The following is a 22698-nucleotide window of genomic DNA, read 5'->3' on the forward strand; positions in this document are numbered from 1 at the left end:
ATTGTGCGAACCCTCCATGCCCGCGTATCGGGCGTCATCGAACATCCCCTCGATTTCCTCTTCGTGGACGCCGCGCGTAGAGTCACGAACATGAGCGCCGAAGCCCAGCCTGAAGTCATCGTCCGTCCGGTCCGTGATGTGGATGCGGAAGCCCTCGGTCGCGTGCATGCGCAGTGCTGGCACGAGACCTACGACCACCTGATCAGCAAGGCGGCACTGGAGAAGGTCTCGCCCCGCCGCATGGCCGAGTTGTGGACGCACTGGGCCTCGCAGGGCCCCGAGTTCAAGATGAACGCCGCGCTCGTCGACGGCGAGATCGTCGGCTTCGTCGGCTCCGGTCCTGCCCGCGACAAGGATGCCCCCGCGTTCCGCGAGCTGTACTTCATCTACCTGCTCGACGCGTGGCACTCGACCGGCATCGGTCAGAAGCTGTTCGACGCGGCCGTCGAGAAGGACGAGCCGCTGTACCTGTGGGTGGCCGAGGACAACCCCCGCGCGCACCGCTTCTACACGCGCAACGGATTCCACCTCGACGGAGCATCGCACACGGAGCCGTTCCTCGGCGAGACGCTGACCGAAGTGCGCTTCGTCCGCCCCTGACACACCGCCGCGCACGCACGCAGAACGGGCCGTCTCCCCTCGGAGGCGGCCCGTTCTCGCTGTCGGTTCCGGTCGCTCCGGCTCAGAGGCGCTCGATGATGGTCACGTTCGCGATGCCGCCACCCTCGCACATCGCCTGCAGGCCGTACCTGCCGCCGGTGCGCTCGAGTTCGTTCAGCATGGTCGTGAGCAGTCTGGTGCCGGTCGCACCGATGGGGTGCCCGAGGGCGATGGCCCCGCCGTTGACGTTGACCTTCTCGTGCGGGGCGTCGAGCTCGCGCATCCAGGCGAGCACGACGGGCGCGAAGGCCTCGTTCACCTCGAACAGGTCGATGTCGGCGACACCGAGTCCCGCGCTCTCCAGAGCGTGCCGGGTCGCCGGGATGGGCGCGGTGAGCATGAGCACCGGACTGGCACCGCGAACGGTCATCCGATGGATGCGCGCGCGGGGCGTGAACCCGTGCTCGCGCACCGCCCGTTCGCTGGCGATGAGCACGGCGCTGGAGGCGTCGCTGATCTGCGACGACACGGCAGCGGTGATCCGTCCCCCCTCCCGCAGCGGTGCGAGTCCGGCCATCCGCTCCAGGGTCGTGTCCCGCCGCACCCCCTCGTCGTTGGCGAGGCCGTTCAGGGGCGCGATCTCGTTCGCGAAACGCCCCTCGTCCTGAGCGACGGCCGCACGACGGTGGCTCTCCAGGGCGAACTGCTCCATCTCCGCACGGGAGATGTCCCATTTCTCGGCGATCATCTCCGCACCGGCGAACTGCGAGATCTCCTGATCGCCGTAGCGCTCGCGCCACCCGGAAGACTCCGCGTACGGGGTGGTGAAACTGTACTGCTCCCCGACGGTCGCGGCCGCGGTCAAAGGAACCTGGGACATGTTCTGGAGACCGCCCGCGATGACGAGGTCGTTCACACCGCTCATCACGGCCTGCGCCGCGAAGTGCACGGCCTGCTGGCTCGATCCGCACTGACGGTCGATCGTGACGCCGGGCACGTGCTCGGGGAATCCGGCGACCAGAGCGGCGGTGCGTGCGACATTGCCCGACTGCCCGCCGATCGCGTCGATCGTGCCGAGCACGACGTCGTCGATCGCGGCGGGATCGACACCGACGCGGTCGACCAGCGCCCGCAGGCTGTGTGCCCCGAGATCAGCGGGATGGATGCCGGAGAGCGATCCCCCACGCCGCCCCACCGGGGAACGGACCGCGTCGATGATGTATGCCTCGACCATGATCTTCCTTCCGTCGCGGGAGACGCGGTGACGTCAGCGGCCCGAGACCTTGCCGAACGCCTTCGCGATGGGCGCGAGCACGAGGGGCCGGGCGGCCACCCAGCCGATCGCGATCACCACGAGCGAGAGGATGAACACCCAGAATCCGGTCCAGGTGACCGCGTCCTGCGAAGCGAACATGTGGTTCAGGTTGCGCAGGAAGCCGGTGAGCATCACGAGGGCGACGTGGGCGATGATGAACGCCACGAAGTAGAGCATGATCGGGAAGTGCAGCGCGCGCGCCCACTCGACCGGGTAGGCCTTCGACAGCTTCTCGGCCTTCTTCGGCCAGAGCCCCGACATGCGGAATCCGGTGATCGCCGCCAGCGGCGCGGCGATGAACACGGTCGCGAAGTAGGCGAGCTGCTGCAGGCTGTTGTAGTTGTTCCAGCCGTTCTCGTGCGGCCAGTCGAACGAGACGTACTGGAGGGCCGCCGACAGCGCGTTCGGGAAGACCTCCCAGCTCGTCGGCACGATGCGCACCCAGTGACCGGTCACGAACAGCAGCACCACGAAGATCACGCCGTTCACGAGCCACAGGATGTCGAGCGACTGGTGGAACCAGAGGTTCAGGCTGATCTTGCCCTTGGCGTTGCCGCGGGGCGTCCAGAAGACGGTCGGCCGCTTCTCGGTACGCACCTGGAGCCCGGAACGGATGATCAGCACCATCAGGAACATGTTGAAGAAGTGCTGCCAGCCGACCCAGGGCGAGAATCCGGGTTCGACCGCGATCCCCGGCTCGTACTCGCCCGGGAAGGCTGCGAGGAAGTCCTGCATGAACGGGAAGCTCAGGAGTGCGCGCACGAACGCGATGGCGGCGCCCGCGAGGACTCCGAGCGCGGCGGCGCCGAACAGCACGGCGATGGCCTGGGGCCACGTCGGACGGCGTCGACCGGTCGCAGCGGCGGGTGCCTCGGCGATGCGACGTGGCGCGCGCCCGTTCCAGACCGTGCGCGTCCACGGCAGCGGGGTCGCGACGTCGGCGATGGCGGGTGCGTTCACGGGCGCCGCGACGACCGGGGTGCTCTCCGGTCCGGTGCTCTCCGGTCCGGTGCTCTCCGGTCCGGTGCTCTCAGGAGCGATCGGCGCCGGAGCCACGGGCTCGACGGATGCCGCGACAGCGTGTGTGCGCGGGACGGTGTCTGCGGCGGGCCACGGCTCGCCGCCGACCACTCGGGGCAGGCCACGACGGACACCGCCTGCGGCAGCGATCGGCGCTTCGGGTGCGCTGACGGCGGGCGAGGGTGCGGTCGGGGGTGCGGTCGTGGCAGCGGTCGAGGCACGAGCCGTCGCCGGTGCGCTCCCGGTCGCCGAAGATGCGGGAACTGCTGTCGCGACAGCCGATACCGGCTGCGTCGTCTGCGGAGCGGGGGTCGCCACGGCGGCGGCGGGAGCGACGGCGACCGATGGCGGCCAGGGCTCTCCGCCCGGCACGCGTGGCAGGCCGCGACGGATTCGCGCGGCTCCGGCGGTCGCCGCGGGAGCAGGGCTCCCGGTCGGCGCTGCGGTGGCCACGGCTGCCTGATCCACCGCAACGGCGGAATCGGCGGCGGCGACATCCGGCGTCGCCGCAGGCTCAGCCTCTGTCGACGTCGGAGCCTCGGGTGCCACGGCAACCGCCGGCTCCTCCACAGCCGCCGCATCGGCGGGGGGCCAGGGCTCTCCGCCCGGTACACGCGGCAGACCGCGTCGCAGCATCCGCGTCGCCATGGCTACTTCTTCCGCGCCTCGAGGGCGGCGATCACCTGCGGCACCACCGCGAACACGTCGCCGACGATCCCGAAGTCCGCCACGTCGAAGATCGGCGCCTCGGGGTCCTTGTTGATCGCGACGATGTTCTTCGACGTCTGCATGCCGGCACGATGCTGGATGGCGCCGGATATGCCGAGGGCGACATACAGCTGCGGCGACACCGAGACACCGGTCTGGCCGACCTGATGCGACTGCGGGATGTACCCCGCGTCGACGGCGGCCCTGGAGGCACCCACCGCGGCACCGAGCGCATCGGCGAGCTCTTCGACGAGCACGAACTTCTCCTTCGAGGCGAGACCTCGACCGCCGGAGACCACACGCGTGGCTCCGCGCAGGTCGGGACGGGACGAGGCGACCTCGACCGCCTCGACCGGACCGGCCGTCGCCGCGACCGCACCGGACGGGGTGACGTCGAGCGCCTCGACCGAGTGCGACGGCACGGCCTCGGCGCGCGCGTCCACCGCGCCCTGGCGCACCGTGATCACCGGAGTGCCGAACGTGGGTGCCGAATCGACGAGGTAGGCCCCGCCGTAGACCGAGTGGTGGGCGACGACACCATCGTCATCGCGTGACACTCCGACCGCGTCGACCGACAGTGCGCTCTTCGTGCGCACCGCGAATCGTCCGGCCACGTCGCGTCCGGAGATCGAGTTCGAGATCAGCACGGCGTCGGGGCGCACCTGGGCGGCGGCCGCCTGCAGGGCGTCCACGATCGGCACGGTCAATGCCGTCGGCTCACCGTCGGCGGTCAGCACCACCGATGCACCCGCCGCGGCGGCCTGATCCACCGCGGCCGGACTGCCGCCCACGATCAGCGCGACCGGCGTGCCGATCGTCGAAGCCGCGCCGATGAGCGCCGCCGTGCTGCTCGCGACGTAACCGGAGGGGTCGACGTCGACGAGGACGAGGATCGGGTTCTCGGAGGATGTCATCTCACACCAGCCTGTTCTGCACGAGGTAGTCGACGAGCTTGTCGGCCGCGTCACCCTCATCGGTGATCTTCACGCCGGCCGCCCGCGGGGGCTTCTCCGACACAGTGGTCATGATGGTGCGCGGAGCGACGGACGGATCCGCCGAAACGTCGAGGTCGGCGAGCGCGAGCACCTCGAGCGGCTTCTTCTTGGCCGCCATGATGCCCTTGAAGTTGGGGAACCGCGCGTCGGGAAGCGCCTCGGTGATCGAGATCACGGCGGGCAGCGGCGCCGAGACCGGCTGGCTGCCGGCATCCGAGCCACGGACGCCCGAGACGCCGTCGGCGGTGATCTCGACCGACGTGAGCGCGGTGGCCTGCGCGAATCCGAGGTGTTCGGCCAACATCGCGGGAATGACGCCGCCGGAACCGTCGGTCGACAGGTTGCCCGTGATCACGAGGTCGGGGGCGCCGCGGCGGATCGCGGCGGCGAGGACCTCGGCGGTGAGACCGAGGTCGGCGCCGGCGAGCTGCTCGTCGGCGATGTGCACGGCCGAGCCCGCACCGATCGCGAGCGCCCGGCGCACGGACGCGGTCGAGCCCTCAGGAGCCATCGAGACCGCCACCACCTCGGTGCCGTCGTTCTTGTCGGCGTAGCTGAGCGCCACTTCGAGCGCCCGCTCCGTGATCTCGTCGAGGACCACGTCACCCGCCGCACGATCGGCGAGGCCGGTCTCGAGATTCAGCTTGCGATCGCCATAGGTGTCCGGCACCTCTTTGACCAGGACGAAGATCTTCATCGATTGCTCCTCACGACTGCTGCAATTCTAGACCGCGATACTGAGTTCCAGCTCACCTGCGACTGAGACTCATGGATGTCCACAGCGGATGCGTCGCGCGCCGTCGCCGCCCCCCGCGCTCGCGCCACTACCGTAGAGAAATGGCCCGACCCCGTCCGCTCCCCATCGATCCGCTCGCCGAGGCGAAGCGGCAGTGGCTCGCGCACGGCTGGACGGATGCCGCGGACGGCATGGCCCTGGTCACTTCGGTCATGCGGGCCCAGCAGCTGCTGCTCGCCCGTGTCGACGCGGCCCTGAAGCCCTTCGCTCTGAGCTTCGCCCGCTACGAGGTGCTGCGTCTGCTGGCTTTCAGCCGCGCCGGCAGCCTGCCCCTGTCGAGCGTGGTCGCCCGCCTCCAGGTGCACCCGACCACCGTGACGAGCACGGCGGAGCGCCTGGTGCGCGACGGTCTGGTCGCGCGTGAACCGCACCCCCATGACGGACGCGCTGCGCTGCTCGTGCTGACGGAGTCCGGCCGGGAACTGGTCGAGCGCGCCACACAGGCTCTCAACGCCGACGTGTTCGCCGAGCCCGGTCTGAGCCGCGACGACGCCGCCGAGCTCGTCGCGATCGTCGCCCGGCTGCGCAAGGACGCCGGCGACTTCGCCGATCCGCGCCCGCAGCCCGAAGCCCTCTGACATGCCCCGGTTCGCGCTCGAGACGATCATCAGCGCGCCTCCTGCCGAGGTGTTCGCCGCATCGCTCGACCCGGCACTGCACGTGAAGAGCATGGCCCGGTTCGGCGAGACCATGGTCGAGGCGCCGGCCGGCGGCGTGTTCACCGAGGGGACCACCGCGACCTGGCGGGCACGCCACTTCGGCATCCCGTTCCGCCTGCGCTCGATCGTCTTCGACATCGATCCTCCCCACGCGTTCTCGGATCGGCAGATCTCCGGCCCGTTCGCGGCATTCCTGCACGAGCACCGTTTCGAGGAGCATCCGGCCGGCACGCTCATGCACGACACCGTGACCTTCCGCTCGCCGTTCGGCCCGCTCGGCCGAATCGTCGACGCGATGTTCCTCGGCGGGTACATGCGCCGCCTCATCATGGAGCGCAACGCGATTCTCGCCGCGGAATTCGAGGAGCCCGGGCGTACCCTTTCGGCATGAGCGAACTGCGCCTGCACACCGTCCTCACCGGCCGCGGCCCCGCTGCGGCGATCCTCCTCAGCGACGAGCAGGTGGCCTCTCTCGGCGCCGGCAAGGCGTTCCCGGTCGCCGTCACGATCGGCGGACGCACCGCCCGCCTGCGTCTGGCGCGGATGGGCAGCGAGAACATGATCGGTTTCAGCAAGGCCGTGCGCGCCGACCTCGGACTCGAGATCGACCAGGAGATCGACGCCGTGATCCGGGTGGACTCCGCCGAGCGCACGGTCGACGTTCCGGCCGAGCTCGCCGCGGCCCTGGACGCCGACCCCGCGCTGCGCACCGCCTTCGACGCCCTGTCGTACACCGCACGCAAAGAGCACGCGAGGAGCGTGGCCGAAGCGAAGCAGGAGGCGACTCGCGAACGTCGCATCACGAAGATCGTCGACGCGCTCCGCGGCTGACTGCTCCCCGATTCCGGCAGACATCTCGTCAGGCACTCGTCTCGTCAGGCACTCGTCTCATCAGGCACTCGTCTCATCACGCACTCAGCGGTTCTGGAAGTCGGGTGCCCGCTTCTCCCGGAAGGCCGACATGCCCTCCTTCTGGTCCGCGGTGTCGAACAGCGCGGCGAACGCCTGCTTCTCGTGAGCCAGCCCCTCGGCGAGGGTCGTCTCCATCGCGGTATCGAGCGCGGCCTTCGCGGCGTACACCGACGGCAACGACTTGGAAGCGATCGTGTCGGCGAGCTTCGTCGCCTCGGCGAGGAGATCGGATGCCGGCACCACGCGCGACACGAGCCCGGAACGCTCCGCCTCCTCTGCGCCCATGAAGCGCCCGGACAGCACCAACTCGGCCGCCTTGTAGTATCCGACCGCACGGATCAGGCGCTGCGTACCGCCCATGCCGGGGATCACTCCGAGGTTGATCTCGGGCTGCCCGAACTTGGCGTTGTCGGCCGCGAGGATGATGTCGCACATCATCGCCAGCTCGCATCCCCCGCCCAGGGCGAAGCCGGAGACCGCGGCGATCACGGGTGTGCGCACGGCCGCGAAGTCGTGCCAGACACCGAAGTGATCGGTCTCCAGCATCTGCGCCGCGGACATGCCCTCCATCTCCTTGATGTCTGCACCGGCGGCGAAGGCCTTCTCGGAGCCGGTGACGACGATCGCACCGACGCCCTCGTCCGCATCGAAGGCGAGCGCCGCTGCGGTGACCTCCTCCGCGAGCCGACTGTTCAACGCGTTCAGCGCTTCCGGGCGGTTCAGGGTGATCCACCCCACCCGTCCGCGCTGCTCGACCAGGATCGTCTCGTACTCGGTCATGTCGCCCTCTCCGTCGAAGTACCGATCATCACACGCGGTCGTCGCGGATGTCGGTGATGATGCCGGAGAAGTCTCGCGTCGCGCCGTCGCCGGCCGCGAAGACGGCGTAGATCTCCTGGGCGAGCCGGCCCATGCGCGCATCGGTCGAGGTCTGCTCGATCGCCTGCAACGCGAGCCCGAGATCCTTGGCCATCAGCGCGCCGGCGAAGCCCGGCTGGTAGTCGCGATTGGCCGGGCTCGTGGGCACCGGACCCGGCACGGGGCAGTTCGTGGTGATCGACCAGCACTGGCCCGAGGCCTGCGAGACGACGTCGAAGAGCGCCTGATGCTCGAGTCCGAGCCGCTCCCCCAGCACGAACGCTTCGGCGACCGCGATCTGCGAGACCGCGAGCACCATGTTGTTGCAGACCTTGGCCGCCTGTCCGAGTCCGGGACCGCCGCAGTGCACGATGCGCTTTCCCATGATCTCGAGCAGCGGCAACGCCGCGGCGAAGTCCTCGTCCGAGCCGCCGACCATGAACGCGAGCGTGCCGTTCTCCGCACCGACCACGCCGCCCGACACCGGAGCATCGACGTTGCGGTGACCGGCGGCGAGCGCGAGAGCGTGTGCAGCGCGCGCTTCGTCGACGGCGATCGTGGAGGATTCGATGAAGAGGGTGCCGGGTCGGGCCGCCGCCAGCAGTTCCGTGCGATAGGCCTCGATGACGTGCTTTCCGGCGGGGAACATCGTGATGACGACGTCGGCCTCGGACACCGCGTCCGCGCCGCTCGGGGCCACGCGGATGCCGGCCACCCGCGCCGCCTCGACGGCGGCGGGGACGAGGTCGAAGCCGTGCACCTCGTGACCGGCTTCGACGAGGTTCTTCGCCATCGGCAGCCCCATGTGGCCCAGCCCGAGGAACGCGACGACCGCCTTCGACGAGGAGGCGTTCATGATGCGCTCCGCGTCTGATCCCCGCCGCTGCGCTGGACCGACGCGGAACCCGCAGGTCGCAGCATCTCGCGTCCGACGATCAGTCGCATGATCTCGTTCGTCCCTTCCAGGATCTGGTGCACGCGCAGATCGCGGACCACCTTCTCGATCCCGTAGTCCTGCAGGTAGCCGTAGCCGCCGTGCAGCTGGAGGGCGCGGTTGGCGACGTCGAACCCGGCATCGGTCGCGAAGCGCTTGGCCATGGCGCAGCGCATCGTCGCATCGGGAGCGTGCTCGTCGACCGCCTGCGCGCCGTCACGCACCATGAGGCGTGCGGCGTGCAGGTCGGTGCGCATGTCGGCGATCGCGAACAGGATCGACTGCTTCTCGGCCAGCGGCTCTCCGAACGCCATCCGCTCGTGCACGTACTGCACGGCCTTGTCGAGCGCCCACTGTGCGCCGCCCAGCGAGCAGGCGGCGATGTTGAGCCGTCCGCCGTTGAGCGCCGACATCGCGATCGCGAAGCCGCGGCCCTCATCACCGAGCATGGCGGACGCCGGAACCCTGACACCGTCGAGGATCACCTGACGGGTGGGCTGAGCGTGCCAGCCCATCTTCTTCTCCGGTGCGCCGAAGCTCAGCGCTTCGGAATCGCCCGGGACGAGGAACGCGCTGATGCCGCGTGCTCCCGGCTCCCCCGTGCGCGCCATCACGACGTAGACGGCGGCCTCCCCGGCTCCGGAGATGAACTGCTTCACCCCGGTGAGCACGAAATGGTCGCCGTCGCGCACCGCGCTGGTCGCGATGTTCGCGGCATCCGAGCCCGCGCCCGGCTCGGTGAGGCAGTAGCCGCCGAACTCGGACATGGCGGTGAGCTTCGGCAGCCATTCGCCGCGCTGTGTGTCGTCGCCGTAGGTGTCGATCATCCAGACCACCATGTTGTGGATGGAGATGTAGGCCGCGACGGCGGGGTCGCCCTTCGCGAGCTCCTCGAAGATCGCCACGGTGTCGAGGCGGCTGAGGCCGCTGCCACCGAACTCCTCGTCGACGTAGATGCCGCCGAGGCCGAGCTCGCCGGCACGGTTCAGCGACTCCCTCGGGAACAGGTGCTTCTCATCGCGTTCGGCGGCGTAGGGGGCGAGCTCGGTCTCGGCGAACTCGCGGACGGCGCCGATGATCGCCTCGCGCTCCTCGGCGGTGGTGGTGACGGTGGTCATGGTCATCGTGATTCCTTGTGGGAGGTGTCCGGGGCTAGTGCATGGTCGGGATGACGAAGCTGGCTCCATCGCGGATGCCTGCCGCGGGCCACCGGCTCGTCACCGTCTTGGTCTTCGTGTAGAACCGGAAGGCGTCGGTTCCGTGCTGGTTGAGGTCGCCGAATCCGCTGCGCTTCCAGCCGCCGAACGTGTAGTACGCGATCGGGACCGGGATCGGCACGTTCACGCCGACCATCCCGACCTCGACACGGGCCGCGAAGTCGCGGGCGGCGTCACCGTCGCGCGTGAAGATCGCGACGCCGTTGCCGTACTCGTGCTCCGAGGCCATCCGCAGCGCCTCCTCGTAGTCGGCGGCGCGGGCGATCACCAGGACAGGGCCGAAGATCTCCTCGCGGTAGATCGCCATGTCGGTGGTGACGTGGTCGAACAGGGTCGGGCCGAGGTAGAAGCCCTCCTCGTGCCCGTCGACCGTGAAGCCCCGGCCGTCGGCGAGGAGCGTCGCCCCCTCGTCGACCCCCTGCTGGATGTAGCCTTCGACCCGTTCGACGGCGGCTCGCGTGACCAGGGGCCCGTAGTCGACGTCGGGTGCGAGAGAGGGGCCGACCCGGAGCTGGGCGACACGTTCGGTGAGCTTGGCCGCGAGGGCGTCCGCCGTCTCCTGCCCCACCGGCACCGCGACCGAGATGGCCATGCAGCGCTCACCCGCCGAGCCGTAGCCGGAGCCGATCAGTGCGTCGACGGCCTGGTCGAGGTCGGCATCGGGCATCACGATCATGTGGTTCTTCGCTCCGCCGAAGCACTGCGCCCGCTTGCCGTGAGCCGCGGCCGTCGCGTAGATGTACTCGGCGATCGGGGTCGAACCGACGAAGCCGACCGCGCGGATGCGGTCGTCCGTGAGCAGGGTGTCGACGGCCTCCTTGTCGCCGTGGACCACATTGAGGACGCCGGCGGGGAGGCCCGCCTCGAGGAACAGCTCGGCGATGCGCACCGGCACCGAGGGATCGCGCTCGCTGGGCTTGAGCACCACCGCATTGCCGGCGGCGAGAGCGGGCCCCGCCTTCCACAGCGGGATCATCGCGGGGAAGTTGAAGGGGGTGATCGCGGCGACGACCCCGAGCGGCTGGCGCATCGAATAGACGTCGATGCCGGTTCCGGCGCCGGTGGAGTACTCGCCCTTGAGCAGGTGCGGAGCGCCGGCGGAGAATTCGATGACCTCGAGACCCCGCTGGATGTCGCCCTTCGCGTCGTCGACCGTCTTGCCGTGCTCGCTCGCGAGCAGCTCGGCCAGCGACGTCATCTCCTGCTGCACCAGGTCGAGGAACCGCAACAGCACACGAGCGCGCTTCTGCGGATTGGTCGCCGCCCATGCGACCTGCGCCTCTTCGGCGTTCGCGATAACGCGACGCACTTCGTCGGCCGAGGCCAGGGGCACACGGGCCTGCACCGCTCCGGTGCTCGGATCGAACACGTCGGCGAAGCGACCCGAGTCGGGAGTGAGAAGCGATCCGCCCACGAAGTGCGGGATAGTACGAGTCATTGTGTGACATCCCTCCGTGCCGTCGTTGGCACATTGGGGAGTTTACTCGGAGTACCGGATATTTACTAGGACATCCTTGTATCGCCCCGCGCCCGCCGCTCGACTCGTGATCGAGGTTGTTCGCGTCTCGTTCACCACCGCGTCATCTCGCCCGGGTACAACTGCAGGTGCGCGGACAGAGACTCAGACCGGATCGGGTGTCACGTCTACCGCGCGCACGGTGAGCGCTCTCGCTCCCGTCGCGGCTCCCACGCCGCGAGACCCCCGCCGAATCGGGTCGGCGGGGGTCCTCCTCGTTCAGGCGGCGACGGCCTGGGCCACGCCGCATCCGAATTAGAATCGACGGTGCGCTGCCACCCCTGGCGCATCCGCTTCGGCGTTCTCACCCCGGACGCCCGTTCCCCCGAGGACCGCACCATGTCCGAACCCCTCACCGTGTCCATCCGCCGCGAAGTCGACCCCGAGCGCATCGTCGAGGCGACCGCCTGGGTGCAGACGGGGGTGAACCTCGCGACGAAGTATCCGGGCTTCCTCGGCTCGGGCTGGGTGCGCGCCGGCGAGGACTCGCAGGTCTGGCACATGCTCTACCGCTTCGCGAGCGAGGATTCGCTCACCGCCTGGGAGCAGTCGGCCGAGCGGGCATGGTGGTTGTCGATGGGCGAGGGCTTCGTGCGCAGCGAGCGCTCCAAGCGTCGCACCGGAATCGAGGGGTGGTTCGACGAGCCGACGACCGGGACGATCACGCTCCCCGCGTCCGACGGCAGCACCGAGACCGTCACGGTCGCGCCCGCTCCGCCGCGCTGGAAGCAGGCCACCTCGATCTGGCTCGGTTTCTTCCCCGTGAACCTGGCCTTCACCTACGCGATGAGCCCTGTGCCGGGCTGGAACGAGCTGCCGATCTGGCTGCGCGTGCTCGTCACCACTCTCGTGCTCACGCCGATCATGGCCTACTGGGTGCTGCCGTTCGTGACCCGTTCGCTGCGGAGCTGGCTCACCCGCTGAGGCGCCGCACCTCTTCCGCATCCGTCACGCGACGGCTGCCCGCAGCGCCCGATCGATCTCGGCCACCGCAGCCGTGAGCGGACCTGGCCGGCGCACCAGGTAGAGGGTGTTGATCGGCGGATCGTCGGTCTCGCGCAGCACGACCAGCCGACCGTCGGCGAGCTCCTCGGCGATCAGATAGGTCGGCAGCACCGTGATTCCCGCTCCGGCGACGGCTGCGGCGGCGAGCGCCCGGAGGTCGGACACGATCAGCGCGGGCTCGCGCTCGAGTCGAATGCCGAACGCATGCCGCCAGTACCGCCGCAGGATCGGTACGTCGTGGGCGTAGGCGAGAAGGGGGACGGTGTCGAGGTCGCCCGGTGCGAGCGCGGACGAAGGAGCGAGACCGAGGGAAGGGGCCGCGACGAGCACGAAGTCCTCATCGACGAGGGCCGCAGAAGGAAGGGCGCGGCCCTTCGGTCGGACGGCGGAGATCACGAGGTCGAGGCTTCCGGCACGGAGCTGATCGAGCAGGTCTTCCGCGAGCCCCGCGGCGACCGTGATCCGTTGCCCCTCCGCGATCATCGACGCCAGCGCGGGCATCAGCACCCGCTCGACGAACTCCGCTGCGCCGCCGATTCGCATCGGGGGCGCCTCGGTCGGCGACGGGCTTCCGAGGGCGAGGGCGAGCGCGTCGAGCGGACCGGACAGGCGCGCAGCCAGGTCATCGGCGCGAGGGGTCGGGAGGATCCCCCGCGCGTGACGGACGAAGAGAGGCTCCCCGATGCTCCGCTCCAGAGCCTGCAGCTGCGTCGTCACCGAGGACTGGGCGACTCCCAGCGTGCGCGCCGCCGCCGACACGGACCCGGAGCGGTGCGCGGCGAGGAAGGTGCGCCACAGTGCGAGGTCACGCAACCCATCGCCATTCCGATCACTCATATCGGAAATCTATCGGAATCGGATGCGAGAGCTGTCCGTTGTCCTCGATATCGCATCCTGCACGGCGTCTGCCGTCCGACCCCTCTGGAGCACGCATGTCCTCTGTTCTCTTCGTCGTCACCGCCGCCCGCACCTGGACCCTCACCGACGGCACCGCGCACCCGACCGGTTACTGGGCCGAGGAGCTGCTCACTCCCTATCGCGCGCTGCGCGACGCGGGTCACTCGGTGTCGTTCGCGACCCCGGGCGGCGTCGCCCCCGTCGCCGATGCGTCCAGCCTCTCCGAGGGCGACGCCGAAGCGATCGCCGCGATCCATCAGCTCGCCGCCCCGCTGATCCTGGCCGACGTCGACCCCGCGGACTACGACGCCGTCTACTACCCCGGCGGGCACGGTCCGATGCAGGACCTCGCGGTCGACGAGGACTCGGCCGCGCTGATCACGGCGACGCTCGCCGCCGGTCGCCCGCTCGCGGCCGTCTGCCACGGACTGGCCGCCCTGCTTCCTGCCCGCACCGCAGCCGGAGAATCGGTCGTGGCCGGACGCCGCATCACCGGGTTCACCGATGAGGAGGAGCGCATCGGCGGCCTCGCCGACCGCGCACCCTTCCTGCTCGAGAGCGAACTGCGGGCCCGGGGCGCCGAGCTCGACATCGCCGCCCCGTGGAGCGACAACACCGTGATCGACGGCCTGCTCATCACCGGTCAGAACCCGCAGTCATCGGCATCCGCCGCCCGCGCGCTCATCGCGGCGCTCTCCTGAGCCGTCGCCGGCGCCGCGATCATCGCGGCGCCGGTTCTGCTCAGGCCCCCGATTCCCTGCCGCTCGCCTTCGCCTTCCCTCCGGACTCCACCAGCGAGAGCGGATCCGCGATGTCTTCCAGCGACTTCCCCGCGGCGCTGACCCCGAAGACCCCGCAGACGATACCTCCGAACATCATGATCGCCGCGCCGAGCACGTAGCCCCAGAACAGCGGGCCCCGGTCCCCGCTCTCGGCGCTCTGACCGATCAGGGCGCCGTAGAGCACCGGCGCGATCGCTCCGACCAGCTGCCCGATCGAGAAGATGTACGAGATGACCTGGCTCCGGAGCTCCAGCGGGAAGATCTCGCTGACCGTCAGGTACGCCGCGGAGGCGCCGGCGGAGGCGAAGAAGAACGAGGCGCACCAGAACGCCGTGTGCGTCGCGGCGTTGAGCACTCCGGCGTTGAACAGGAAGGCGCTCACGAGAAGGATGAGGCCGGCGAGCATGTACGTGCCGAACAGCATCCGCCGCCGACCCCAGGTGTCGAAGAAGTGCCCGAGGATGAGCGCGCCGGCGAGGTTTCCGACCGCGAACACGATGAAGTACTGCGATGCCGACGCCGGCGGGGTGTCGTAGAAGTTCTCGAGCACCAGCGCATACGTGAAGAAGATCGCGTTGTACAGGAACGACTGCGTCACCATCATCGTGATGCCCACCAGCGTGCGCCGGGGATACTTGCGGAAGAGCACCTTCGCGATGACGAGGAACGGCACACGGCCGTACTCCTTGACCGTGATCGCCTTGCTCTCGTCGACCGGAGGGATCGTCTTGCCCTCCTTGCGGATGCGCTCCTCGATCTCGTCGACGTTGCGCTCCGCCGCTTCTTCGCGCCCGTGGGTCATCTGCCATCTCGGGCTCTCCGGGATGTGTCGGCGCATCCAGATGAGCAGAATCCCGAGAACCGGACCGAGGAAGAAGCTGAGTCGCCAGCCGATGTCCTCAGGGAGGATGTCGGTGTTCAGGAAGAACACGTTCGCCACGGCACCGAGCGCCGCGCCGCCCCAGTAGGTGCCGTTGATCGCGATGTCGACGCGGCCCCGGTACTTCGCCGGGATGATCTCGTCGATCGCCGAGTTGATCGCCGCGTACTCGCCGCCGATGCCGGCACCCGCGACGAACCGCCAGATGTAGAAGAACCAGGGCGCGAAGGCGAGTCCGGCGACGGCGGATCCGACGAGGTACACCGCGAGCGAGACGAGGAACAGCTTCTTGCGTCCGAGGCGATCGGTGAGGCGTCCGAAGAAGAGCGCTCCGAACACCTGCCCGAGCAGGTAGCACGTACCGGCGAGTCCCACCTCGGCCGGTCCCATCCCGAGGGTGGCGGCGTAGCCGTTGGCGGCGACGATCTGCACTTCGAGGCCGTCGAGGATCCACGAGAATCCGAGTCCCACGACGATCAGCCAGTGGAATCGAGACCAGGGCAGCCGGTCCATGCGTGCGGGAACGAGCGAGCGGACCTCCTTGACGGTGGTGTCGGATGCGGACATGGACCCTCCTTCGTCCGGGACGCGCGTTCGTCCCGGATACGGTCTTACTCCCGTCGCGCTCCCCGGCGCATCCGCTTGACCCCGGGCTGCCGGCACGCTACAGCCCCGAATCGCGCGAATGGCTCCATCCCGGGCGGAGATGGAGCCATTCAGGCGATGGGAACGCGGAGCTCAGGCGGAGACGTGCCGCTCGTCCGGGCCGTCGTAGAAGGACAGCGGACGGATCAACGCGTTCGCCCCGGCCTGCTCGATCACGTGCGCGGTCCACCCCGTCACCCGCGCCGCGACGAACAGCGGCGTGAAGGTCAGGGTGTCGAAGCCGATCAGGTTGTACGCGGGCCCTGAGGGGTAGTCGAGGTTCGGGTAGATGCCCTTGCGCGCGACGAACTCCGACTCGAGCGCATCGTAGAGAGCGGCGACCTCGGGGCGGTCGTAGTGCTCCACGAGGGTGTCGAGCGCGGCCTTCATGGTCGGCACCCGAGAGTCGCCCTTCTTGTAGACGCGGTGCCCGAAGCCCATGATCTTGCGCTTTTCGGCGAGCGCCTTGTCGAGCCACGGCACCACGTTGTCGGCTGTGCCGATGTCATCGAAGATGTGCAGCACGGCTTCGTTGGCGCCACCATGCAGCGGGCCCTTGAGAGCGCCGATCGCACCGACCACCGCCGAGTAGATGTCGCTCAGGGTCGAGGTGATCACGCGCGCGGTGAACGTCGAGGCGTTGAAGGAGTGCTCGGCGTACAGGATCATCGAGCGGTTGAACGCGTCGACCACCACGTCGTCCGCTTCTTCGCCGAAGGTCATCCAGAGGAAGTTCGCCGAGTAGTCGAGGTCGTCGCGCGGCGCGATGATCTCCTGTCCACGACGGCGACGCTGACCGTAGGCGACGATCGCCGGGAGGGCGGCGAACAGGCGGATGCTCCGCTCGAGGTTCTGCTCCGGACTGCCGCCTGCATCGAGCACGGAGCCGCCGGCACCGGGATCGGAGGCACCGATCAGGCTGACCGCGGTGCGCACTTCGTCCATCGGGTGCGCATCCAACGGCACCAGATCGATCGCGGTCTTGACGTTGTCGGCCAGCGCACGGTGCTTCCGCTCCTCCAACCGGAACGCCGCGAGCTCCTCGGGCGTGGGCAGCTCACCGTTCCACAACAGGTACGCGACGGCTTCGAACGGCTGCGTGTCGGCCAGCTCCTGCACCGGGTAGCCGCGGTACAGCAGGCTGTTCGTCTCGGGGTTGACCTTCGAGATCGCGGTCGTGTCGACGACGACTCCCGCGAGGCCCTTCTTGATGTCCGGCTCGGTCATGGTCACTCCTTCGTGATGGTGAAGTTGAAGACGCCGGAGTCGAAGTGGTTGTACGACTCGTAGTCGATCAGATCGTAGAGATCGGCGCGATGCTGCATCTCGCCGAGCTTCGAGGTCAGATGCCCCTCCTCGTTCAGAGTATCCAGTGCGCGGCCCGCAGCCCCCATCGAGATGCGCAGCAGCGACACCGGCCAGATGACCAGGTTCACTCCCGCGTCGCGCAGCTGGTCGACCGAGAAGAGCTCGCTCTTGCCGAACTCGGTCATGTTCGCCAGGATCGGCACGTCGAGCGCCTCGGCCATGGCCTCGAACTCGGCGAGCGTGCGCATCGCCTCGGGGAACACCGCGTCGGCACCGGCATCCACCAGGGCCTTCGCGCGGTCGATCGCCGCGTCCAGCCCCTCGACCGCCCGGATGTCGGTGCGCGCCATGATGAGGAAGTTCTCGTCACGACGGGCGTCGGCGGCGGCACGGATGCGCTTGATCGCGGTGTTCTCGTCGACCACGGCCTTGCCGTCGAGGTGGCCGCAGCGCTTCGGGTTGATCTGGTCCTCGATGTGCGTGCCGGCCAGGCCCGCGTCCTCGAGCTCCTGGATCGTGCGGGCGACGTTCATCGGCTCGCCGAAGCCGGTGTCGGCGTCGACGATCGCGGGGAGGTCGGTCATGCGGGCGATCTGCTTCGCGCGTCCGGCGACCTCGGTCAGCGTGGTCAGGCCGATGTCGGGCAGCCCCAGGTCGGCGGAGAGCACGGCGCCGGAGATGTAGACGCCGTCGAAGCCCTTCTGCTCGATCAGACGGGCGCTCAGGGGGTTGAACGCGCCGGGGAAGCGCAGCAGTTCACCGCTCGCGAGCCGCTCACGGAACAGCCGCCGCTTCTCGGCGGGGGTGACGGTGGAATACAGCATCAGAACAGTCCTGCCGGCGTGGGTGCGGCCTCGAGCGGGCCGGGCTTCGCGACGATCGACAGCTCACCGACCTCGGCAGCCGTCAGCTCGGGCAGACGCTGCACGAGGGCGAGGAACCGCTCGATCTCGGCCGGCTCGAGCACGGGCTCTGCCAGCAGACGGAACTTCGCGATGTAGTTCTCGCGGGCGAACGGGCGTGCTCCCAGCGGGTGCGCGTCGGCCACGGCGATCTCGTCGACCACTGTCGAGCCGTCGGTCAGGCGGATCTCGACGCGACCGCCGAACGCCTTCTCTGCCGGGTCCTCCGAGTGGTAGCGGCGGGTCCACTCGGCGTCTTCGGCGGTGGTGATCTTGTGCCACAGCGCGACGGTGTCGGCGCGGCCCGCGCGCTCGGGGGCGTAGGAGTCGACGTGGTGCCACCCGCCATCCTGCAGCGCCACCGCGAAGATGTACGGCACCGAGTGGTCGAGTGTCTCGCGCGAAGCGGTCGGGTCGTACTTCTGCGGGTCGTTCGCGCCGGAGCCGATCACGTTGTGGGTGTGGTGGCTGGTGTGGATCACGATCTGATCGATGTTCGCGGGGTCGCGCAGCGCCGGGTTCTCGATGCCGAGCTTGCGGGCGAGGTCGATGAGCGCCTGCGCCTGGTACTCGGCCGAGTGCTCCTTCGTGTACGAGTCGAGGATCGCGCGCTTGGGCTCGCCGGCGGCGGGCAACGGCACGTCGTACGCCGCGTCCTTGCCGTCGAGCATCCAGGCGATCACACCGTCTTCGCCCTCATAGATCGGGGCGGGACTGGTCTGTCCGCGCATCGCCCGGTCGACGGCTTCGACGGCCATCTTGCCGGCGAAGGCCGGAGCGTGCGCCTTCCAGGTCGAGATCTCGCCCTTGCGGCTCTGACGCGTCGCGGTCGTGGTGTGCAGCGCCTGGCCGACGGCCTGGTAGATGGTCTCGACGTCGAGCCCGAGGAGGGTGCCGATGCCGGCCGCGGCAGACGGGCCGAGGTGGGCGACGTGATCGATCTTGTGCTTGTGCAGGCAGATCGCGCGCACCAGGTCCATCTGGATCTCGTAGCCGGTGGCGATGCCGCGCACGAGCGCCCGGCCGTCCTTGCCGGTGTGCTGTGCGACGGCGAGGATCGGCGGAATGTTGTCGCCGGGGTGCGAGTACTCCGCCGCGAGGAAGGTGTCGTGATAGTCGAGCTCGCGCACGGCCACACCGTTGGCCCAGGCCGCCCACTCGGGGCTGGTGCGGTGGTCGAGGGCGGCACCGAAGAGGTTCGCTCCGACGCCGCCGGTGGAGACAGGATGGCTGAACGCCTGCGCGCGGGCCGCGTTGATCGGGCCGCGGGTGAGGGAGGCCGCCGCCACCGAGGCGTTGTCGATGATGCGGTTGATGATCATGTCGACGACGTCCTGCTCGACCTCGACCTGATCGGCGGCGACCTGGGCGATCTTCCAGGCGAGCTGGTCTTCCCTGGCGAGGTTCTCGTCGCTGCGGTGCACGCGGACGTGGTGGGTGACAGTCATTTCTTATCCTTCACTGGTGCGGGGTCGACGGTGGTGCGGGGGTCGACGGTGGTGCGGGGGTCGAGCGAATCGAGGATGCCGGCGAGCGCGTTGTGCAGGTGCACGTGCGTGGCGTGGGCGGCGAGGTCGCCGTCGCGCGCGGCGAGCGCCTCAGCGATGGTGCGGTGCTCTGCGGCGGAGGCGGCGAGGCGGGCGGGCTTGTCGCGGGCCATCCGACGCACGCGCACGAGGTGCGTGCGCACGGTGCGCAGCGCCGAGGCGATGTAGTCGTTGGCGACGGCCGCATCGAGCGCGGCATCGAAGCGGGCGATCAGGGCGTAGTACGCGTCGCGTCCCTCGACGGCGTCGAGATCGACGTGTGCGAACTCGTCCGCGAGTGCCGCGAAGAGCTGCGCGTCTCCTCTGGCGGCGGCGAGACGGGCGGAGCTCTCCTCGAGGGCGCGGCGGATCTCGAAGAGGGAACGAATGTCGTCGGCATCGAGACCCGCCACCACAGTGACCCGCGGCGACTGCTGCACGACGAGCCCGTCGGCGATGAGGCGCCGGAGCGCTTCGCGCATCGGCGTGCGGCTGACGCCCAGCCGCTCGGCCTGCTCGACCTCGCCGAGCACGACGCCGGCTGCCAGCGTGCCGGACTGGATGTCGTCGAGCAGGGCCGCGTACGCACGATCACTCGCGGAGGTGCGTTCGACGGCGATGGTCATGCCCTCAGTGTATACATAAAGCCAGGCTGCGGGCTCAGAACTCTTCCTCAGCCCGCTTCCCGTATACATTATCGGCCGCGGACATCGGCTCCACAGGCACCGGCCCCACAGGCACCGGCTCCACGAACTCCGGCGCCGCGGGTTCGCCCAGCTTGACGACCACCACACCCACGAGCACCAGCACGCCACCGAGAGCCTGCAGCAGGTCGGGGAGCTGTCCGAGCAGCAGCCAGCCGAACAGGAGCGCGGCGACCACCTCGGCGAGCGCCACGAACGAGGCGAGTCGCGACCCCAGCATCCGCGTCGAGGCGATGCCGAGCAGGTACGCGAGCGCGGTCGCGACGACGCCCATCGCCAGCACCGGCACGAACCAGGGCACACTGCCGAACCGGTAGGCGATGTCGTCGGTCGTCCACCGGATCGGCAGCACACCGATCGCGCCGGCCACGGTGAGCCCGAGCGCGCCGAGCAGCAGACCGCTGCCGGCGAGAGCGATCGGCGGCAGCCCCGTGTCGGCTTTGGCCGAGAGCACGAAGTACGTCGCCGCCCCCACCATGGCCCCGAGCGCCCACAGGATGCCGGCCACGTTGACGTCGGCGCCGGTGAGGATGTCGAGCATGAGCACCAGTCCGACGAAGGCGATGGCCGCACCGATGATGCTCCGTCGTGTCGGACGCTCCCCCCGCCGCAACCAGAGCCACAGCAGCACCGCGATCGGAGCGGTGTACTCGATGAGCAGCGCCAGTCCGACATCCATGACCGCGACGGCCTGGAAGTAGAAGAGCTGGGTCGCGGCGACTGCCAGCAGTCCATAGGCGAGGATCATGCCCGCGTTGCGCCGCAGCAGCCCCCACCGTCCACGCAGGGACAGCATCGCGGGGATCAGCAGTACGAGCGCGGCGACCCAGATGCGCGCGGTGACCGCGGCACCGGGCGTCCATCCCGCATCGATGAGCCCGCGCGCCCATCCACCCGACATTCCGAAGGCGAAAGCCGCGGCGATCGCCAGCGGCAGCCCGAGGCGCACCCCGCGGGCGGAAGCGACCGCCCTGTCACTGCTCACCGTGCTCATGATCGATGACGCTACTCGCGCGCGCTGTAAGATGTCAACATGATCTTCACCGATGACACGGAGGAGGCGCTGCGGTCCGCCGTCTGGCTGGTGAACTCCGCCGAACAGCCAGACACACTGACCGACCTCGACGATGAAGACACGTTCCTCCGCGAGTTCCCGTACACCGGGCGCCTCGACCGCGACGAGCTCGAGGTGGCGTCGCTGCGCGAGCTGCGTCCACGCCTGCGCACCATGCTGCTGGCACCGCGCGACGAGATGGCCGCGCACGTCAACGACGCCCTTGCGGAATCACGCCTCACCCCGGCTCTGCGCCGGCATGACGGCGTGGACTGGCACCTGCACGCCGTCGCCGACGAGCAGCCCTTCGCCGAGCGCATCCTGATCGAGACCGCGATGGCCCTGATCGACGTCATCCGCGCCGACGAGGGGTCGCGTCTCACCGTGTGCGAGGACGACACCTGCCGATCGATCGCCCTCGACCTCTCGCGCAACCGCTCGAAGCGGTACTGCTCGACCACGTGCGCGAACCGCAACGCCGTCGCCGCCTACCGAGCGAGGCTCGCGGCCGAGTGACCCGGCACTGACTCCGACGCCTTCCCCCCGGCTGCGCGCTCCGGCCCCGGCTGCACGTTCCGGTCCGGCTGGCCCCGCGTTCCGGCCCCGGCTGACCCCCGCGTTCCGGTCGCACTTCTTGCCGGGTTTTTCCCGATCAGGCGGCACCAACTGCGACCGGAGCAGCAGTAACCAGCACCAACCGCGACCGGAGGACCAGCAGCCGGCACCAACTGCGACCGGAGGACCACCGCCGACCGCCGCACCGTGCGCAGATGCGCGCCGCGGATCGCGCGCGGGAGCGATCCGCTCTGGACGCCACCTGTCATAACAGGTACAGTGAACCTGTCATTACAGGTTGCGCAGCGCCGCAGCACCGTTACGAGGAGCACCGATGCCCGAGTTCCATACCCCGCCGATCTCTCCGATGGCGATCGCCTTCGACGCCGAGAAGCTCACGCTCTCCCCCGAGGGCCCGACCCTCACCCGGCGGATGTCCGACCTCGAGGGGCTCTTCCTCGACGCAGATGCCTGGGCTGCGGCATCGGCCGGCGAGAACCCCGTGGTCTACACGGTCGTCAGCTCCCCCGTGCCCGAGATCGACCGCGAGCTGCCGCAGTCGATCACCACGATCATGCCCGGCGACACCTCCGGCGAGCTCTGGATGACCAAGGGCCACCAGCACCCGGACCACCAGGGCGAGATCTACCTGGCGTTGAAGGGGCAGGGCGGACTGCTGATGTTCGACGGCGAGCGCACCGAGTGGCTCGACATGCTCCCTGGCACGATCGGCTACATCCCTCCGGGCTGGGCTCACCGTTCCGTCAACACCGGCGACGAGCCCTACGCCTTCCTCGCGGTGTACCCGGGAGGAGCAGGACACGACTACGGCTGGGTGCTGGAGCACGGCATGGGCTCGCGCGCCTACCGCGGAGCCTCCGGCGTCGACCTGCGTCCCTACGCGGAATAG

The 22698-nt window shown here is 69.3% G+C and carries 23 protein-coding genes; 8 read left to right on the forward strand and 15 right to left on the reverse strand.

Going from position 1 to position 22698, the window contains the following annotated elements; all coding sequences use genetic code 11:
- Positions 1-90 precede the first annotated feature (90 nt).
- Positions 91-600 carry a GNAT family N-acetyltransferase gene (locus tag MicroSTF_RS09370; protein ID WP_029267742.1) on the forward strand — a complete coding sequence of 170 codons (510 nt, stop codon included), beginning with the start codon at positions 91-93 and terminating at the stop codon, positions 598-600.
- Between the two features lie 82 nt (positions 601-682).
- Here MicroSTF_RS09370 and MicroSTF_RS09375 read toward each other — a convergent pair whose 3' ends face one another.
- The 4 genes from MicroSTF_RS09375 to MicroSTF_RS09390 are packed head-to-tail and all read right to left on the reverse strand — an operon-like array spanning position 683 to position 5335.
- Positions 683-1834: an acetyl-CoA C-acetyltransferase gene (locus tag MicroSTF_RS09375; protein ID WP_029259519.1), complete on the reverse strand. Its 1152-nt coding sequence runs from the start codon at positions 1832-1834 to the stop codon at positions 683-685.
- Positions 1835-1867: 33 nt separating this feature from the next.
- Positions 1868-3583: a cytochrome b/b6 domain-containing protein gene (locus MicroSTF_RS09380; protein ID WP_322955147.1), complete on the reverse strand. Its 1716-nt coding sequence runs from the start codon at positions 3581-3583 to the stop codon at positions 1868-1870.
- A 2-nt stretch (positions 3584-3585) separates the two neighbouring features.
- Entirely contained in the window at positions 3586-4557 is a 972-nt protein-coding gene (locus MicroSTF_RS09385) for an electron transfer flavoprotein subunit alpha/FixB family protein (RefSeq protein WP_322955149.1), read from the reverse strand.
- Position 4558: 1 nt separating this feature from the next.
- Positions 4559-5335, reverse strand: a complete 777-nt coding sequence (locus MicroSTF_RS09390) for an electron transfer flavoprotein subunit beta/FixA family protein (protein WP_029259516.1) — start codon at positions 5333-5335, stop codon at positions 4559-4561.
- A gap of 140 nt (positions 5336-5475) precedes the next feature.
- Here MicroSTF_RS09390 and MicroSTF_RS09395 point away from each other — a divergent pair, with 140 nt between their 5' ends.
- From MicroSTF_RS09395 to MicroSTF_RS09405, 3 genes are read left to right on the forward strand one after another with little or no spacing between them, the layout of a single operon-like run.
- Positions 5476-6012 (forward strand): MarR family winged helix-turn-helix transcriptional regulator, encoded by a 537-nt coding sequence (locus tag MicroSTF_RS09395; RefSeq protein ID WP_021200339.1) that lies wholly within the window; start codon positions 5476-5478, stop codon positions 6010-6012.
- Position 6013: 1 nt separating this feature from the next.
- Complete coding sequence (locus MicroSTF_RS09400) at positions 6014-6484, forward strand: SRPBCC family protein (RefSeq protein WP_029259515.1); 471 nt, start codon at positions 6014-6016, stop codon at positions 6482-6484.
- Positions 6481-6924 (forward strand): YdeI/OmpD-associated family protein, encoded by a 444-nt coding sequence (locus MicroSTF_RS09405; RefSeq protein WP_021200337.1) that lies wholly within the window; start codon positions 6481-6483, stop codon positions 6922-6924. Before MicroSTF_RS09400 ends, MicroSTF_RS09405 begins: the two co-directional genes overlap by 4 nt.
- Before the next feature lie 84 nt (positions 6925-7008).
- Here the strand turns inward: MicroSTF_RS09405 and MicroSTF_RS09410 are convergent, their stop codons facing one another.
- Genes MicroSTF_RS09410 through MicroSTF_RS09425 form a run of 4 tightly spaced genes read right to left on the reverse strand, consistent with a single transcriptional unit; the run spans position 7009 to position 11452 of the window.
- On the reverse strand, positions 7009-7785 hold the full coding sequence (locus MicroSTF_RS09410; protein WP_029267752.1) for an enoyl-CoA hydratase-related protein: 777 nt from the start codon (positions 7783-7785) through the stop codon (positions 7009-7011).
- A gap of 28 nt (positions 7786-7813) precedes the next feature.
- Complete coding sequence (gene mmsB, locus MicroSTF_RS09415; RefSeq protein ID WP_029259512.1) at positions 7814-8719, reverse strand: 3-hydroxyisobutyrate dehydrogenase; 906 nt, start codon at positions 8717-8719, stop codon at positions 7814-7816.
- On the reverse strand, positions 8716-9921 hold the full coding sequence (locus tag MicroSTF_RS09420; protein ID WP_029259511.1) for an acyl-CoA dehydrogenase family protein: 1206 nt from the start codon (positions 9919-9921) through the stop codon (positions 8716-8718). Before MicroSTF_RS09420 ends, mmsB begins: the two co-directional genes overlap by 4 nt.
- A 28-nt stretch (positions 9922-9949) precedes the next feature.
- Positions 9950-11452: a CoA-acylating methylmalonate-semialdehyde dehydrogenase gene (locus MicroSTF_RS09425; RefSeq protein WP_029259510.1), complete on the reverse strand. Its 1503-nt coding sequence runs from the start codon at positions 11450-11452 to the stop codon at positions 9950-9952.
- A gap of 417 nt (positions 11453-11869) precedes the next feature.
- Here MicroSTF_RS09425 and MicroSTF_RS09430 point away from each other — a divergent pair, with 417 nt between their 5' ends.
- Positions 11870-12454: an antibiotic biosynthesis monooxygenase gene (locus tag MicroSTF_RS09430; RefSeq protein WP_031207567.1), complete on the forward strand. Its 585-nt coding sequence runs from the start codon at positions 11870-11872 to the stop codon at positions 12452-12454.
- A gap of 24 nt (positions 12455-12478) precedes the next feature.
- Here the strand turns inward: MicroSTF_RS09430 and MicroSTF_RS09435 are convergent, their stop codons facing one another.
- The gene (locus MicroSTF_RS09435; protein WP_029259508.1) at positions 12479-13372 is read right to left on the reverse strand and encodes a LysR family transcriptional regulator; all 894 of its coding nucleotides are present in this window, start codon (positions 13370-13372) and stop codon (positions 12479-12481) included.
- Positions 13373-13467: 95 nt separating this feature from the next.
- On the opposite strand from MicroSTF_RS09435, the gene MicroSTF_RS09440 reads away from it, so the two are divergent.
- Positions 13468-14133: a type 1 glutamine amidotransferase domain-containing protein gene (locus tag MicroSTF_RS09440; RefSeq protein ID WP_021200330.1), complete on the forward strand. Its 666-nt coding sequence runs from the start codon at positions 13468-13470 to the stop codon at positions 14131-14133.
- Positions 14134-14173: 40 nt separating this feature from the next.
- Here MicroSTF_RS09440 and MicroSTF_RS09445 read toward each other — a convergent pair whose 3' ends face one another.
- From MicroSTF_RS09445 to MicroSTF_RS09470, 6 genes are all read right to left on the reverse strand, one after another.
- Entirely contained in the window at positions 14174-15661 is a 1488-nt protein-coding gene (locus MicroSTF_RS09445; protein ID WP_036271644.1) for an MFS transporter, read from the reverse strand.
- 171 nt (positions 15662-15832) lie between these two features.
- Positions 15833-16966 (reverse strand): bifunctional 2-methylcitrate synthase/citrate synthase, encoded by a 1134-nt coding sequence (locus tag MicroSTF_RS09450; RefSeq protein WP_029267762.1) that lies wholly within the window; start codon positions 16964-16966, stop codon positions 15833-15835.
- Positions 16967-16968: 2 nt separating this feature from the next.
- The gene (gene prpB, locus MicroSTF_RS09455) at positions 16969-17871 is read right to left on the reverse strand and encodes a methylisocitrate lyase (RefSeq protein WP_029267764.1); all 903 of its coding nucleotides are present in this window, start codon (positions 17869-17871) and stop codon (positions 16969-16971) included.
- Positions 17871-19397 (reverse strand): MmgE/PrpD family protein, encoded by a 1527-nt coding sequence (locus tag MicroSTF_RS09460; protein ID WP_322955162.1) that lies wholly within the window; start codon positions 19395-19397, stop codon positions 17871-17873. The genes prpB and MicroSTF_RS09460 overlap by 1 nt, the downstream gene beginning before the upstream one ends.
- The gene (locus MicroSTF_RS09465; RefSeq protein ID WP_240750476.1) at positions 19394-20101 is read right to left on the reverse strand and encodes a GntR family transcriptional regulator; all 708 of its coding nucleotides are present in this window, start codon (positions 20099-20101) and stop codon (positions 19394-19396) included. The genes MicroSTF_RS09460 and MicroSTF_RS09465 overlap by 4 nt, the downstream gene beginning before the upstream one ends.
- Positions 20102-20135: 34 nt before the next feature.
- Positions 20136-21173, reverse strand: coding sequence for an EamA family transporter (locus MicroSTF_RS09470; protein WP_322955166.1), 1038 nt, complete (start codon positions 21171-21173; stop codon positions 20136-20138).
- Positions 21174-21212: 39 nt separating this feature from the next.
- On the opposite strand from MicroSTF_RS09470, the gene MicroSTF_RS09475 reads away from it, so the two are divergent.
- Together MicroSTF_RS09475 and MicroSTF_RS09480 are read left to right on the forward strand one after the other, a co-directional pair.
- On the forward strand, positions 21213-21749 hold the full coding sequence (locus MicroSTF_RS09475; protein ID WP_021200323.1) for a CGNR zinc finger domain-containing protein: 537 nt from the start codon (positions 21213-21215) through the stop codon (positions 21747-21749).
- A gap of 373 nt (positions 21750-22122) precedes the next feature.
- The gene (locus MicroSTF_RS09480; RefSeq protein WP_021200322.1) at positions 22123-22698 is read left to right on the forward strand and encodes a glucose-6-phosphate isomerase family protein; all 576 of its coding nucleotides are present in this window, start codon (positions 22123-22125) and stop codon (positions 22696-22698) included.

This window comes from Microbacterium sp. STF-2 (assembly GCF_034650155.1).
GTDB lineage: Bacteria > Actinomycetota > Actinomycetes > Actinomycetales > Microbacteriaceae > Microbacterium > Microbacterium maritypicum_A.

Bases quoted from the DNA above. Each gene is read 5' to 3' on its own strand.
- MicroSTF_RS09465 (WP_240750476.1), bottom strand. From the start codon at position 20,101: ATGACCATCGCCGTCGAACGCACCTCCGCGAGTGATCGTGCGTACGCG.
- MicroSTF_RS09460 (WP_322955162.1), bottom strand. From the start codon at position 19,397: ATGACTGTCACCCACCACGTCCGCGTGCACCGCAGCGACGAGAACCTC.
- MicroSTF_RS09380 (WP_322955147.1), bottom strand. From the start codon at position 3,583: ATGGCGACGCGGATGCTGCGACGCGGTCTGCCGCGTGTACCGGGCGGA.
- MicroSTF_RS09470 (WP_322955166.1), bottom strand. From the start codon at position 21,173: ATGAGCACGGTGAGCAGTGACAGGGCGGTCGCTTCCGCCCGCGGGGTG.
- MicroSTF_RS09445 (WP_036271644.1), bottom strand. From the start codon at position 15,661: ATGTCCGCATCCGACACCACCGTCAAGGAGGTCCGCTCGCTCGTTCCC.
- MicroSTF_RS09400 (WP_029259515.1), top strand. From the start codon at position 6,014: ATGCCCCGGTTCGCGCTCGAGACGATCATCAGCGCGCCTCCTGCCGAG.
- prpB (WP_029267764.1), bottom strand. From the start codon at position 17,871: ATGCTGTATTCCACCGTCACCCCCGCCGAGAAGCGGCGGCTGTTCCGT.
- MicroSTF_RS09430 (WP_031207567.1), top strand. From the start codon at position 11,870: ATGTCCGAACCCCTCACCGTGTCCATCCGCCGCGAAGTCGACCCCGAG.
- MicroSTF_RS09440 (WP_021200330.1), top strand. From the start codon at position 13,468: ATGTCCTCTGTTCTCTTCGTCGTCACCGCCGCCCGCACCTGGACCCTC.
- mmsB (WP_029259512.1), bottom strand. From the start codon at position 8,719: ATGAACGCCTCCTCGTCGAAGGCGGTCGTCGCGTTCCTCGGGCTGGGC.
- MicroSTF_RS09375 (WP_029259519.1), bottom strand. From the start codon at position 1,834: ATGGTCGAGGCATACATCATCGACGCGGTCCGTTCCCCGGTGGGGCGG.
- MicroSTF_RS09420 (WP_029259511.1), bottom strand. From the start codon at position 9,921: ATGACCATGACCACCGTCACCACCACCGCCGAGGAGCGCGAGGCGATC.
- MicroSTF_RS09450 (WP_029267762.1), bottom strand. From the start codon at position 16,966: ATGACCGAGCCGGACATCAAGAAGGGCCTCGCGGGAGTCGTCGTCGAC.
- MicroSTF_RS09370 (WP_029267742.1), top strand. From the start codon at position 91: ATGAGCGCCGAAGCCCAGCCTGAAGTCATCGTCCGTCCGGTCCGTGAT.
- MicroSTF_RS09390 (WP_029259516.1), bottom strand. From the start codon at position 5,335: ATGAAGATCTTCGTCCTGGTCAAAGAGGTGCCGGACACCTATGGCGAT.
- MicroSTF_RS09480 (WP_021200322.1), top strand. From the start codon at position 22,123: ATGCCCGAGTTCCATACCCCGCCGATCTCTCCGATGGCGATCGCCTTC.
- MicroSTF_RS09385 (WP_322955149.1), bottom strand. From the start codon at position 4,557: ATGACATCCTCCGAGAACCCGATCCTCGTCCTCGTCGACGTCGACCCC.
- MicroSTF_RS09435 (WP_029259508.1), bottom strand. From the start codon at position 13,372: ATGAGTGATCGGAATGGCGATGGGTTGCGTGACCTCGCACTGTGGCGC.
- MicroSTF_RS09405 (WP_021200337.1), top strand. From the start codon at position 6,481: ATGAGCGAACTGCGCCTGCACACCGTCCTCACCGGCCGCGGCCCCGCT.
- MicroSTF_RS09395 (WP_021200339.1), top strand. From the start codon at position 5,476: ATGGCCCGACCCCGTCCGCTCCCCATCGATCCGCTCGCCGAGGCGAAG.
- MicroSTF_RS09410 (WP_029267752.1), bottom strand. From the start codon at position 7,785: ATGACCGAGTACGAGACGATCCTGGTCGAGCAGCGCGGACGGGTGGGG.
- MicroSTF_RS09475 (WP_021200323.1), top strand. From the start codon at position 21,213: ATGATCTTCACCGATGACACGGAGGAGGCGCTGCGGTCCGCCGTCTGG.
- MicroSTF_RS09425 (WP_029259510.1), bottom strand. From the start codon at position 11,452: ATGACTCGTACTATCCCGCACTTCGTGGGCGGATCGCTTCTCACTCCC.